The organism is Thioclava sp. DLFJ4-1 (genome assembly GCF_002020145.1).
Lineage (GTDB): Bacteria > Pseudomonadota > Alphaproteobacteria > Rhodobacterales > Rhodobacteraceae > Thioclava > Thioclava sediminum.
The window spans coordinates 204,837-217,475 of sequence record NZ_MPZT01000003.1 but is presented as its reverse complement, the minus strand read 5'-3'; the positions used below and the strand labels follow the sequence as shown (position 1 = coordinate 217,475).

Genomic DNA, 12,639 nt, shown 5'->3' with positions numbered 1-12,639 from the left:
GCGCGTCATAGCCCGCTCACTCGGCGGGCGCCACTCCCGGCAGACGCACGCGCAGACGTTTGATCCGGCGCGGATCGGCATCGACCACCTCGTATTCGACGCCGTTCTCGGTCACCACGACCTCGCCACGGGCGGGCACACGGCCAAGCTGCATGAAGACCAGACCGCCCATCGAATCGATCTCGTCATCGGCTTCCTCGTCAGACAGCCGCATCCCGATCTGCGCTTCGAACTCGTTGACCGGCGCGCGGGCCTGCACGACCCATTGGCCGGGCTTTTCCTCGCGCCAATAAGCGTCGTCGGCCTCGTCGTGCTCATCCTCGATCTCGCCGATCACCTGTTCGATCAGATCCTCGAGGGTGAGCAGACCGTCGACCCCGCCATATTCGTCGATCACCAGCGCCATATGGGTCCGCTGCACCTGCATCTTCTGCAGAAGCACACCGATCGGCATCGACGGCGGCACATAGAGAAGCGGACGGATCAGCTTGCGCAGCGAGAACCGGCCATTGCCCGAGCCGAAGCCGTATTCCAGCGCCAGGTCCTTCAGGTGAACGAGGCCCAGCGGCGTATCGAGCGTTTCCTTGAAGACCGGCAGACGCGAATAGCCGTGCTGACGGAACTTCTCCACCAGCTCGTCGCGGGTGATGGAGACCGGAACGGCCTCGATCTCGACTTTGGGAATGGCAACATCGCCCACCCGCATCTTGCGCAGGTTCCCGAGCCCCAGCGGCGCTGGCGCGGGTTTGGGCGGCATTTCTACCTGTGGGGCCTCTTCTTCCATGGGGCGTTGCCCGAAAAAGCGGCTGAGCAACCCGCGCGAAGCGGGCTCCGAAGACTGACCGGGTTCTGCGTTTTCCGAACTACCGGTATTGGCGGAGGTAACTCCGTCGGCGACCTGTCCCATTGTTCCTTTCCGAAAGATGACGCGGCGTTGCGTCTAGTCTTACACATATGGGTTACGAATTCCTACGCTTTCAAGAAGGCGGATTTCGATTTGTTCCATAACTTGCGCATCTTCGTCGCGAATATGGTCATAACCCAACAGATGCAGCACCGCATGGATGAGCAAATGCAGCGTGTGATCTTCGACGGATTTGCCTTGTTCTTCAGCCTCTCGGGCGCAGGTTTCATAGGCGATCGCGAGGTCGCCGAGCTCGATCTCGCCGAAGACATCGGGCGCGGGCGGTTCGGGATGGGTGCCCGGCTCATCCGCGCCGCGCTCCTCGGCGGGCCAGCTGAGTACGTTCGTCGGCTTCGCCTTGTCGCGATATTCGCCGTTCAGTTCTGCGATGCGGGCGTCGTCACAGGCGAGAACCGATAGGCGGCAGAGCTCGGCTTCGACCCCGCGATCCTCCAGCACCAGCGTTGCGGCGCGGGTGATCAGGTCTTCCAGCCCCACAGTCTCCCAGCGGGCGTCTTCGATCTCGAGATCAATTTCCATCGGTCATTCCGCCCTCAGCCCCAAGCGTCAGATCGCCGACCTGCTGCCCGGCCTTGTCATAGACCAGCACTTGCCCCCCATCGGTCACCACCACGGTATAGTTGCGCGCGAAGGTCACGGCCTCGGCCTGAGCGCCCTCCGGCAGCGTGATCGCGGCGGGCAGTTGCGGCAGCGGATTGGGTTGCTGCAAGCGGATGACAAGCAGCGCCACGATCGCTACAAGCCCGACGATCATCACAGCCGCAAGCGTGGTCACCAGTATCTTGAGAAAGCGAAGATCGGGTGGCAGCGTGGTGGCAGGCTCTTCGTCAGGCAGGTCGGACATGAATAAGGAAATCCTCAGCATCGAGATCGGCCCCGGCATGGGTCCCCGCCTTGATAAGGCCTTGGCGGCGGCTGTGCCAGAGGAAGCGGCGCTCTCGCGCTCGCGTCTGGCGAAACTGATCGCGGAGGGCTCGGTCAGCCGCGAGGGCGTGGCCGTGACCGATCAGAAAACCAAGGTCGCCGAGGGCGAGGTCTATCAGATCGCGCTGGAGCCTCCGAAAGAGGTTGAGACGGTCGCGCAGGACATTCCGCTCGAAGTGCTGTGGGAAGATGACGACCTCATCGTGGTGAACAAGCCCGCGGGCATGGTCACCCACCCCGCGCCCGGCACGCCCGAAGGCACGCTCGTGAACGCGCTGCTGCACCATTTCGGCGGCAATCTCTCGGGTATCGGCGGCGAGGCGCGCCCCGGCATCGTGCACCGCATCGACAAGGATACGTCGGGGCTGCTGGTCGTCGCGAAATCGGACCGGGCGCATCACGGGCTGGCGGCGCAATTCGAGGCGCATACGGTGCATCGCCATTACCGCGCGCTCTGCCATGGCGTGCCGCAGGCCTCCGATCCGCGCCTGCGCGGGCTCAACGGGGTCAGCTTCGAGCAAGGCGGCGTGCTGAAGATCGTCACCCAACTTGCGCGCCACAAGACCGACCGGCAGAAGCAAGCGGTGGTCGCCAATGGCGGCCGTCACGCTGTCACCCGCGCCCGCACGATCGAGGATTTCAACGGCACGGCGGCGCTGATCGATTGCTGGCTGGAGACCGGGCGCACGCACCAAATCCGCGTCCACATGGCCTATGCGGGCCACGGGCTGATCGGCGATCAGACCTATGGCGGCAAACGCAAGATCTCCGAAAAAGCGGTCGGAGCTGCGGCGGCAGAGGTCGTGCGCGCCTTCCCGCGTCAGGCGCTCCATGCGGCGACTTTGGGCTTCATCCATCCGGTCACCGAAGAGGAACTGTCCTTCGAGGCGCCCTTGCCCGAGGACATGACCGCGCTGATCGACGCGTTGCGCGCCGCCTCCGCGCCTCCAACCGGCGGCACGGGCCCGTGAACGTCTGGTGGGCCGAGCTTCTGACGCTGCTGATTCACTTCGGCTCTCAGGTGCTCGCGCTGTTGCGGGTGCTCACCCGACCCGACAAACCGCCTGCGGTGCGCGCAAGCTGGACCGTGCTGATCCTGTCGGTGCCGTTTCTGGGCGTCATCCTCTATATCCTGATCGGCGAGACGCGGCTCAACCAGCGCATCGCGCGCAAGCTGCAGGCGACGGTGGACGCCCTGCCCGCCCCCGATCCGGTCGAGCCCGACGACCTCGCGCCCGTCACGCCGGAATATCGCGCAGCCTTCGCGCGGGCCGCCGCCATCAACGGCTATGCGCCCAGCACCGGCGATGCGATCACCTTCCTGCCCGACCCGGCCGATCAGCTGGAACCGCTGATTGCCGATATCGACGCCGCCACCCAGAGCGTGCACCTGATCACCTATATCTGGCTGAGCGATCTGACCGGCATCGCGATGGCCGAGGCGCTGACCCGTGCGGCGGAACGCGGGGTGCAAGTGCGCGTCCTCGTCGACGGGCTGGGCGCGCGCGCCTTCATCAAGTCGCGGCACTGGAAGGCAATGAAGAAGGCCGGCGTGAAGACCGCCATCGCCTTTTCCTTCCGCTGGCCGCTCTTCAAGCTGGCGACGATGCGGATCGATCTGCGCAATCACCGCAAGCTCGCCGTGATCGACGGGCATGTGGCCTATGCCGGCTCGCGCAACATTGCCGACCCGGAATTCCGCATCAAGGCGCGCTTCGCCCCCTGGACGGATGTGATGCTGCGGATCGAGGGGCCGCTCGCCGCCCAGCATCAGCATATCTTCGCGACCGACTGGGTGACCCATAGCCACGAGGAAATCTCGGACCTCGTGATCCCGACCCCCGCCGCGCCGACCGCGCGGCCCGGAACAGCGGTCGCCTTCGCGACGGGGCCGATGCTGGACACGCGCGGGGTGCCGGATGTGTTCCTTGCGGTGATCGGAGCCGCGCGCGAGACGCTGACGCTCTCGACCCCCTATTTCGTGCCGGGCGAGGAGATCGCCTCCGCCCTGCGCGCCGCCAAGCGCCGGGGCGTGCGGGTGCAGGTGATCGTGCCAAGGCGCAACGACTCGCGCTTCGTCGCCCATGCCGCGCGCAGCTTCTATCCGGTGCTGGCCGAGGCGGGCGTCGAGATCTGGGAGCACGGGCCCGGCCTGTTGCACGCCAAGACGCTGCTGGCCGATGGCCGCGTCGCGATCCTCGGCTCGGCCAATCTCGACCGGCGGAGCTTCGAGCTGAATTACGAGAACTGCGTGCTGATCGAGGATAACGAACTGGGGCTCGCGCTTGGCGAACGCCAGCGTCACTGGATCGCGCAGGCCCGCCGGATCGGCCCGGAACGCATCGCGGAATGGCCCCTTCACTGGAAAATCATCAACAATCTGATGTCGGTCCTCGCCCCGATCTTGTGAGGCGTCAGATGTTTTTTTACACATGCGCGACGGAAATCCCGTTACGATACGTTGATCTTTCTATGCGACTGCGTCAGGGCGGCTTTCGGTGAACCAATCGCCACTGCCCTGCGTTTCTTGAAAGAACGGGGAGATATCCCCATATTGAGCAGCCGCCAAAAGGGAGACATGGGAGACGATGACGAGCTATACAAACCTTCCGGCCCCGAGTCCTGAGCAGGGGCTGAACCGCTATCTTCAGGAAATCCGGAAGTTCCCGCTTCTGGAGCCGGAACAAGAATACATGCTGGCCAAGCGTTGGGCCGATCATCAGGATACCGAGGCCGCGCACCAGATGGTGACCTCGCACCTGCGTCTCGCCGCGAAGATCGCGATGGGCTATCGCGGCTATGGCCTGCCGCAGGCCGAGGTGATCTCGGAGGCCAATGTCGGCCTGATGCAGGCCGTGAAGCGCTTCGATCCCGAGAAGGGTTTCCGCCTCGCGACCTACGCGATGTGGTGGATCCGCGCCGCGATTCAGGAATACATCCTGCGCTCGTGGAGCCTCGTGAAACTGGGCACCACCTCGGCGCAGAAGAAGCTGTTCTTCAACCTTCGCAAGGCGAAATCCAAGATCGGCGCTTATGAAGACGGCGATATGCGCCCCGAGAACGTCAAGCAGATCGCGACCGATCTGAACGTGACCGAGGAAGAAGTGATCTCGATGAACCGGCGCATGTCGGGCTCGGACGCTTCGCTGAACGCGCAGATCGGCGCCGGTGACGAAGGCGGGGCCGCGCAGTGGCAGGATTGGCTCGAAGACGAGGATGCCGATCAGGCCGAGGCTTACGCCGAGACCGAAGAGATGGAAGCCCGCCGCGAGATGCTGATGGACGCGATGGACGTCCTCAACGATCGCGAGAAGGACATCCTGATGCAGCGCCGCCTGCGCGACGACCCGGTCACGCTGGAGGAGCTTTCGGGCGTCTATGACGTCTCGCGCGAGCGTATCCGCCAGATCGAGGTCCGCGCCTTCGAGAAGCTGCAAAAGCGCATGACCGAATTGGCACGCGAAAAAGGTATGAACGTGCCCGGCTGACGCGCGATTTGTAACGAGTGTCGAAGTATCTCGCCGTTCCCTTCTGGGGGCGGCGATTTTCTTTGTGCCGCGCCTGCAGCTATCGCCGCGCCCGCGTCATTTGCCAAAATTGGTAAAGGAAAACGGCGAAGGCCACGCAGGTGAGCGCCAGCCAGATCGCGCCGGATTGCGCATGATAGACCACGCCCTCCGCCGGATCGAAGCAGCGCCCCATTTCGTTGAAGCAGCCCCGCCAGCGAAAATATTGCGCGTAATAGGCATAGCCGAAGGCAAGCGTCAGCCCGAGGCTGAAAAGCATCCCGATCGCGCGCATCTCCGGCGCCCCCTTCCGTTTCGACCCAGCCTAGCGATGCTTGGCACTCGGTCAACGCACCCCCGTTGCACCCGGTCCTGATTGCGCTACCATCGCGGCGAGAAAGGGAGGCTATCACATGACCGTTTTGAACTGGGGCATTCTGGGGGCTGCGAAATTCGCGCGCGAGCATATGGGCCGGGCGATCCACGCCGCTGAGGGCGCGCGGCTGGCGGCGCTCGCGACGTCGAGCCCTGAAAAAGCCGATCCGTTCAAGGCCTTCGCGCCCGATCTTAAAGTCCATGACAGCTATGACGCGCTGCTCGCCGACCCCGAGATCGACGTGGTCTATATCCCGCTGCCCAACACGCTCCATGTCGAATGGACGAAGAAGGCGCTGGCGGCGGGCAAGCATGTGCTGACCGAAAAGCCGATCGCGATGAAGGCCGAGGAGATCGACGGGCTGATAGACGCGCGCGACGCCGCCGGTAAATTCGCGACCGAAGCCTATATGATCGTGCATCACCCGCAATGGCAGCAGGTGCGCGACTGGCTCGACGCGGGCGCGATCGGCGAGCTGCGTCACGCCGATGTGGCCTTCACCTTCAACAACCCCGACCCCACCAATATCCGCAACAAGCCGGAGATGGGCGGCGGCTCGATCCCCGATATCGGCGTTTATGCCTATTCCTGCGTGCGTTTCGCAGCCCGGGCCGAGCCGCGCGAGCTGCGCGCCGTCATCCAGCGCGAGAACGATGTCGACACCTTCGCACAGGTCACCGGTGAGATGATCTCCGACAAGGGCCGCTTCACCTATGGCGCGATGACCTCGACCCGGCTGCATCCGCGTCAGGAAGCGGTGTTTCAGGGCTCCGAGGGTGTGATCCGCCTCACCTGCCCGTTCAACGCGAATGTCTTCGATCAGGCCGAAGTCACCCTGATCCGCAAGGGCAAACCGGACGAGGTGATCCGCTATCCGGGCGTGAATCAATACGTGATTCAGGTGGAAGCCTTCGTGCGCCACGTCACCGAGGGCGCCCCCTATATGTGGACGCTCGAGGACGCGCGCGGCACGCAGGCGATGATCGACAAGGTGTTCGCCAGCGCGTCGTGACGAGACAAACGCGCCTTGGGAACAAAGCACGCCTGACGGTGTTCAGGATGAATGAAATCACATAGTTCCCAAAGTAACGATCAGAACCAGTCCGACGACGAGGGCGCGAAAGCCTCCAACGCCGTGCGCGAAAGACACGAAAAGCGCTCGGTGATGCAGGCGTCGCGCCTCTCGGCGCGGCTGATCTATGCCGTGATCCGCCATGACGGCGACGAGGAGCTGAACCGCCCGCTGATCTCGCTCGTGTGGTCGGGTCTCGCCGCTGGCATCCTCATCAGCCTCTCGGTCATCGCGCAGGCGAGCCTGCATGCCCGTCTGCCTGACGAGGATTGGCGGATACTGGTCGAGTCGCTTGGCTATTCGGCCGGGTTCATGGTGGTGATCTTCGGGCGGATGCAGCTGTTTACCGAGAACACGATCACGACCGTGCTGCCCGTGGTGGCGGACCGCTCGCTGACCTGCCTGCTGAAGATGCTGCGGCTCTGGGCGATTGTGCTCGCGTCCAACGTGCTTGGCTGCGCGATCGCCTCGGGCTTCCTGAGCATCCCGCATGTCATCCCCGACGAGATGACCGACAGCCTGCTTGCGGTGGCCCGTCACGCGACCGATGGGGATATGGGGCAGAATTTCTACCGCGCGATGCCTGCTGGGATCATCATCGCGGCCGTGGTGTGGATCATGCCCGCCGCGCAGGGCAGCTCTTTCCTCGTGATCCTCGCGATGACATGGCTACTCGCCGCCTCGGGCTCGGCCCACGTCATCGCAGGCTCGGTCGAGGCAGGGCTGCTGGTCTGGGCCGGGCAAATGAGCCTTGCCGAAGCGTTCAGCCGGTTCTTCCTGCCCGTGCTGGCGGGCAATGTCGCGGGCGGCACGGCGGTCTTCACGCTGCTCACATGGGGTCAGGTGAAGAACGAGGTGACGGGCGAACAGGACGGGGCTGCCCCGGCGTCCGACCGATAAGCGAGCGCCGCCGGGCGCGCCTCAGCGCAGCTTCGGGGGCTTGTTCGGGTCCATGCCGGGGGCCGAACCGGGAACGATCTCCTGCACCTCTTCCTCTTCCGGCTCGGGCACATGCAGCACGAGGCCTTTGTCCAGCAGAAGCTGCGCGGCCTTTTCCTCGGGCTCGAGGAAGGTCACGTCCAGCTCGCCCGCATCCAGCCCGGAGAAGGTCAGCGCCTCGCCCATCGCCTTGGCGATCCCGGCGCGGAAATGCTCATGCGCGCCGATCACCGCGAGCACATGGCCCCGATGGCCGTCCTCATAGGTCACGCCGCCCAGCACCGCGGCCTGCGCGATGCCAGCGAGCTGATGCAGCTTCGCCTCGAAGGCGGGTAGCAGCAGCGCGATCACCGCGGGAGACAGGCCCGGAGCGGTGAATTCCACCGGACGGCCCTGCGCCTCGGACGGCGTATGCGCGAGCGTCTCGGTCAGCCAGTCGAGCGCCTCGGGCGGCAGAAGCATCGCCGAGTCCGCCACCGCGAGATTGACGCCCAACCCGATATTCTCGCCCACCAGATGCTGCGCGATCACGCGGCCCGGCAGCGCCGCATAGGGCTGCGGGCCGTCGGCGAATTCGCCCAGACGATCCTCGGTGTCGAAGACGAGGACGAAGTCGCCCTCTTCGGTGGAGAACACCTGCGGCTTGATGTTTTCGTCCTCGGGTTCTTCCTCGAGCAGCAGGAACAACTCGGCATCGGCGAGACGGTCGAACACGGCGAGGCGCTTGGCCTCGTTATCGGGTTCGGCTTCCATCGCGGCATGGGCGCGGTCATAGGGGGTCATGTCAGCTCCTTCACCCGCGCGCGCAGGACCGGCAGCAGGTCGGCCTCGAACCACGGGTTTTTCTTCAGCCATCCCGTATTGCGCCAGGACGGATGAGGCAAGGGGAAGAGGCGCGGCGCGTGGTCTCGCCACCCCATCACGGTCTGCGTCACGTTGCGCGTGCCCAGATGCCAGCGCTGCGCGGCACCGCCCACCAGAAGCGTCAGATCGACCGGGCCAATCTCGGCCATCACGCGCTCGCGCCACGTCTCGGCGCAGATCAAAGGCGGCGGCAGATCCGAGCCCTTCGCGTCATAGCCCGGAAAGCAGAATGCCATCGGCGCGATCGCGATGCTGGCCGTGTCGTAGAAGGTCTCGCGGTCCACGCCCATCCAGTCGCGCAGACGGTCCCCCGAGCGGTCATTGAACGGCACACCCGTCTCATGCACCCGAAGCCCCGGCGCCTGCCCCACGATCAGCACGCGCGCCCCCGCCCCGAACCACGCAACGGGTCGCGGAGAATGCCCCGTGGCCGTCGCGCGGAACCGCGCCGCGCAGATGCGACAGGCCCGGATCTCCTCTTGCACGGGTCGGGTCATAGTTTCCTCTCTGGTGTCAATGTGTTCCTCGTTGCATAACCCTCCTCCAAGTGAACATAATCCTGCCCAAATCCAAGGTTAGGTGGGTTCTCAGCCTGCGCCCCCCGTGATTTAGTGGCGAGACGCGTATAATTGGAGACCCGGACCGAGAGCTTATGATCGTATTCGAGAACGTCTCCAAATCCTTCTGGACCGGTAAGCAGCGCAAGGTGATCCTCGAACGCGCCAGCTTCCGTGTGGAATTGGGCCATAGCCTCGGCATTCTCGCGCCCAACGGCACCGGAAAAACCACGATCATCAACATGATGGCAGGGCTCGAAAAGCCCGACGAGGGCGACATTCGCCGCACCAGCCGCGTCTCGTTCCCGCTGGGCTTCATGGGCGGCGTCGTCTCGAAACACTCGGCCCGCGAAAACGCCCGCTTCATCGCGCGGCTCTACGGGCTCGACCCCGATTACGTCGAAGCCTTCTCGCGCTGGCTGACCGGCATCGCGGAATATTTCGACCAGCCCGTGGGCACTTACAGTTCGGGGATGCGCGCGCGGTTCACGTTTTCCCTGCTTCTGGCGCTGGAATTCGACATTTACCTGATCGACGAGGGGATGCCCTCGACCACCGATGTGGAGTTCAACCGAAAGGCAGGTTCGATCCTGCGCGACCGGCTGCGCGATTCCACCGTGGTCGTAGTCTCGCACCAGCCCGCCACGATCGAGAAATTCTGCAATCGCGCGGCGGTGCTGCGCGACGGCCAACTTTATCAGTTCGACACTCTGGAAGAAGCGAAGCGGTTGTATGACTACCAGTCCTAAGGCCCCGAAATTCCGTATCCGCCGCGATGGTCCGGTGATCACGGGGAGCGATGGCTCGCTGCAACTGGGCGCTATGCCGCTGCAATCGGGCGCGGGCTACGCGACCTCCGAACCTGCCACGCCGCGCGCTTCCAATGCCTCCGCCGCCTCCGCTGCGCAAAGCGCGCCCTCCGCGGAGGCGCCGCAGCCGCAACGACAGCGCAAGCCGCAACCGCAGCGCCAGCCGGACGATCCGTCCAACTTGTTCGAGCCGCAGGATGACGGGTTCCGCGATCAGAAATTCCCGACCGCAGGCCAGACCGACTCCGAGGTGATCGACGCGGGCCAGCGCACCCCCGAGGAAGAAATCGACGCGATCCGCGCCGAAGGGCTGACCGGCCGCCAGTTGCGGCTCGCGCGCCGCATGGCCCAGAAACACGGCGTTCAGGCCAGTTCCGATTTCGAGGCCGTGCTGCTCCTGCGCCGCCGCGGGATCGACCCGTTCGACCGCTCGAATATCGTGGCGCTGGTGAAACCCGGCGAGGCGGAGGCGACCTCGCGGGCGCTGGCGCGCACCGACGGGCCGGGCGCCGATACCCGCGTGAACCTGCCGCAGACGATCAAGCAGGGTCAGGTCCCTTCCACCGAGGTGATGAACGCGGACCGCCGCGCCGCCGAGATCCTGCGCATCCAGCGCGACATCGCCAAACGCCGCCGCCGCAAGCTGATGCTGCTGGGCGCGCGGCTGGGCTTCTTCGTGGTACTGCCGACGCTGATGGCCGCCTATTACTACTTCGCGATGGCCACGCCGATGTATGCGACGAAATCGGCCTTCGTGATCCAGAAAGCCGAAGGGATGGGCAATTCCGGGCTGGGCTCGCTGTTCTCGGGCACGCAGCTCGCCACCAATCAGGACTCGGTGACGGTGCAGTCCTATCTGCAATCGCGCGATGCGATGAAGCGGCTCGACCGCGATCAGGGGTTCAAGAAGATCTTCGAGGACCAGAGCATCGACCCGTTGCAGCGGCTGCCGGAAAACGCGACCGACGAGCAGGCCTACCGGCTCTATTCCAAGATGGTGCAGATCGGCTACGACCCCTCCGAGGGCATCGTGAAGATGGAAGTGGTCGCCCCCGATCCGGCGAAATCGCAGAAATTCTCCGAGTCGCTGATCTCCTATGCCGAACAGCAGGTGGACCAGTTGACTTCGCGGCTGCGCGACGACCAGATGAAGGGCGCGCGCGAAAGCTATGAGGATGCCGAGGCCAAGGTCTTCGCGGCGCAATCCAAGGTGCAGCAGCTGCAGGAAAAGGTCGGCGTGCTCGATCCCGTCAGCGAAAATTCGATGGTGATGGGTCAGGTCGCCAATCTGGAAAACCAGTTGCAGCAGAAGCGTCTCGAACTGGGGCAGCTGCTCGACAATCCGCGGCCCAATCAGGCGCGGGTCGCGGGCGTGCAGGGCGACATCAAGCGCATTCAGGCGCTTCTCGACACCACGCGCAGCCAGCTGACGACCGCACGGCAATCCACGGGGGGCGAGTCGCTCGCCGCCGTCACCGGCCAACTGCAGATCGCTCAGGGCGAGTTGCAGACCCGGCAGATGCTGCTGTCGGCGGCGGCCCAGCAGATGGAAACCGCCCGCATCGAGGCGAACAAGCAGGTGCGCTATCTGGAGATGGGCGTGCGCCCCGTCGCCCCGGACGAGCCCACCTATCCGCGCGCTTTCGAGAACACGCTGTTGGCTTTCCTGATCTTCTCGGGCATCTATCTGATGCTGTCGCTCACAGCTTCGGTCCTGCGCGAGCAGGTCTCGAGCTGACCCCTGAGCGGCCCGTCACGAGGCTGCGGAGAGAGATATGAAAGACGTGAAAATCGGCGGGCTGACCGTCTCGAACGACCGCCCGCTGACGGTGATCGCCGGGCCCTGCCAGCTGGAAAGCCGCGAGCACGCGATGATGATCGCGAAGGAAATGGCCCGTGCCTGCGATCAGGCGGGCGCGCAGTTCATCTTCAAGGCGAGCTACGACAAGGCCAACCGCACCAGCCTCAAAGGCAAGCGCGGCCTTGGCATCGACGCGGGTCTGAAGATCCTCGAAGAGGTGCGCGCCGAGATCGGTTGCCCGGTGCTGACCGACATCCATGACGCCGAGCAGGCCCGGATCGCCGGCGCCGTGGTCGACGTGATCCAGATCCCGGCCTTCCTGTGCCGCCAGACCGATCTGCTCTTGGCGGCGGGCGAGACCGGATGCGTGGTGAACATCAAGAAGGGCCAGTTCCTCGCGCCGTGGGACATGCCGAACGTGGCCGACAAGGTCGCCTCGAAGGGCAACGAGAAGATCCTGCTGACCGAGCGCGGCACGTCGTTTGGCTACAACACGCTGGTCGCCGATATGCGCGGCCTGCCCGAGATGGCCAAGACCGGCTACCCGGTGATCATGGATGCGACCCATTCGGTGCAGCAGCCCGGCGGTCAGGGCGGTTCCTCGGGCGGCCAGCGCGAATTCGCGCCGGTGATGGCGCGCGCCGCCGTCAGTCTCGGGATTGCGGGGGTGTTCATCGAGACGCATGAAGCGCCCGATACCGCGCCCTCGGACGGGCCGAACATGATCCCGCTGAACCAGATGCCGAAGCTGGTGCAGACCCTGATGGAGTTCGACCGGATCGCCAAGGACGACCCGATCCGGTTGTAATCGCCCATAGAAAAGGGCGCGCGAGAAACCCGCGCGCCCTGCCCTGTTCTTTGCGATC

General features: G+C 64.7%; 14 protein-coding genes. 8 read left to right on the top strand and 6 right to left on the bottom strand.

Going from position 1 to position 12,639, the window contains the following annotated elements; genetic code table 11:
* Nucleotides 1-16 precede the first annotated feature (16 nt).
* The 3 genes from BMI85_RS10865 to BMI85_RS10855 all read right to left on the bottom strand — a co-directional run bounded on the left by BMI85_RS10865 (nucleotide 17) and on the right by BMI85_RS10855 (nucleotide 1,769).
* The gene (locus BMI85_RS10865; protein WP_232621786.1) at nucleotides 17-784 is read right to left on the bottom strand and encodes a hemolysin family protein; all 768 of its coding nucleotides are present in this window, start codon (nucleotides 782-784) and stop codon (nucleotides 17-19) included.
* Nucleotides 785-946: 162 nt separating this feature from the next.
* On the bottom strand, nucleotides 947-1,444 hold the full coding sequence (gene ybeY / locus BMI85_RS10860) for an rRNA maturation RNase YbeY (RefSeq protein WP_078601311.1): 498 nt from the start codon (nucleotides 1,442-1,444) through the stop codon (nucleotides 947-949).
* Nucleotides 1,434-1,769, bottom strand: coding sequence for a DUF6476 family protein (locus BMI85_RS10855; protein WP_078550118.1), 336 nt, complete (start codon nucleotides 1,767-1,769; stop codon nucleotides 1,434-1,436). The genes ybeY and BMI85_RS10855 overlap by 11 nt, the downstream gene beginning before the upstream one ends.
* Here BMI85_RS10855 and BMI85_RS10850 point away from each other — a divergent pair.
* From BMI85_RS10850 to rpoH, 3 genes are all read left to right on the top strand, one after another.
* Nucleotides 1,768-2,820, top strand: a complete 1,053-nt coding sequence (locus BMI85_RS10850; RefSeq protein ID WP_078601310.1) for an RluA family pseudouridine synthase — start codon at nucleotides 1,768-1,770, stop codon at nucleotides 2,818-2,820. The genes BMI85_RS10855 and BMI85_RS10850 overlap by 2 nt on opposite strands.
* Entirely contained in the window at nucleotides 2,817-4,259 is a 1,443-nt protein-coding gene (gene cls / locus BMI85_RS10845) for a cardiolipin synthase (protein ID WP_078601309.1), read from the top strand. The genes BMI85_RS10850 and cls overlap by 4 nt, the downstream gene beginning before the upstream one ends.
* Before the next feature lie 178 nt (nucleotides 4,260-4,437).
* Nucleotides 4,438-5,337, top strand: a complete 900-nt coding sequence (gene rpoH, locus BMI85_RS10840) for an RNA polymerase sigma factor RpoH (protein WP_078601308.1) — start codon at nucleotides 4,438-4,440, stop codon at nucleotides 5,335-5,337.
* Nucleotides 5,338-5,416: 79 nt separating this feature from the next.
* On the opposite strand, the gene BMI85_RS10835 is transcribed toward rpoH, so the two are convergent.
* Nucleotides 5,417-5,650: a hypothetical protein gene (locus tag BMI85_RS10835; protein WP_078601307.1), complete on the bottom strand. Its 234-nt coding sequence runs from the start codon at nucleotides 5,648-5,650 to the stop codon at nucleotides 5,417-5,419.
* A gap of 118 nt (nucleotides 5,651-5,768) precedes the next feature.
* Here BMI85_RS10835 and BMI85_RS10830 point away from each other — a divergent pair, with 118 nt between their 5' ends.
* Together BMI85_RS10830 and BMI85_RS10825 are read left to right on the top strand one after the other, a co-directional pair.
* A complete protein-coding gene (locus tag BMI85_RS10830) occupies nucleotides 5,769-6,743 on the top strand; it encodes a Gfo/Idh/MocA family oxidoreductase (RefSeq protein WP_078601306.1) in 975 nt (324 codons plus the stop codon).
* Between the two features lie 51 nt (nucleotides 6,744-6,794).
* Complete coding sequence (locus BMI85_RS10825) at nucleotides 6,795-7,703, top strand: formate/nitrite transporter family protein (RefSeq protein WP_078601305.1); 909 nt, start codon at nucleotides 6,795-6,797, stop codon at nucleotides 7,701-7,703.
* Nucleotides 7,704-7,724: 21 nt separating this feature from the next.
* Here the strand turns inward: BMI85_RS10825 and BMI85_RS10820 are convergent, their stop codons facing one another.
* On the bottom strand, nucleotides 7,725-8,525 hold the full coding sequence (locus tag BMI85_RS10820; RefSeq protein WP_078540658.1) for an SseB family protein: 801 nt from the start codon (nucleotides 8,523-8,525) through the stop codon (nucleotides 7,725-7,727).
* Nucleotides 8,522-9,103, bottom strand: coding sequence for a uracil-DNA glycosylase family protein (locus tag BMI85_RS10815; protein WP_078601304.1), 582 nt, complete (start codon nucleotides 9,101-9,103; stop codon nucleotides 8,522-8,524). Before BMI85_RS10815 ends, BMI85_RS10820 begins: the two co-directional genes overlap by 4 nt.
* A gap of 155 nt (nucleotides 9,104-9,258) precedes the next feature.
* Here BMI85_RS10815 and BMI85_RS10810 point away from each other — a divergent pair, with 155 nt between their 5' ends.
* Genes BMI85_RS10810 through kdsA form a run of 3 tightly spaced genes read left to right on the top strand, consistent with a single transcriptional unit; the run spans nucleotide 9,259 to nucleotide 12,581 of the window.
* The gene (locus BMI85_RS10810; RefSeq protein ID WP_078540654.1) at nucleotides 9,259-9,912 is read left to right on the top strand and encodes an ATP-binding cassette domain-containing protein; all 654 of its coding nucleotides are present in this window, start codon (nucleotides 9,259-9,261) and stop codon (nucleotides 9,910-9,912) included.
* A complete protein-coding gene (locus tag BMI85_RS10805) occupies nucleotides 9,896-11,710 on the top strand; it encodes a capsule biosynthesis protein (protein WP_078601303.1) in 1,815 nt (604 codons plus the stop codon). The genes BMI85_RS10810 and BMI85_RS10805 overlap by 17 nt, the downstream gene beginning before the upstream one ends.
* Before the next feature lie 37 nt (nucleotides 11,711-11,747).
* Nucleotides 11,748-12,581 (top strand): 3-deoxy-8-phosphooctulonate synthase, encoded by an 834-nt coding sequence (kdsA, locus tag BMI85_RS10800; protein ID WP_078601302.1) that lies wholly within the window; start codon nucleotides 11,748-11,750, stop codon nucleotides 12,579-12,581.
* The last annotated feature ends 58 nt before the right edge of the window (nucleotides 12,582-12,639 follow it).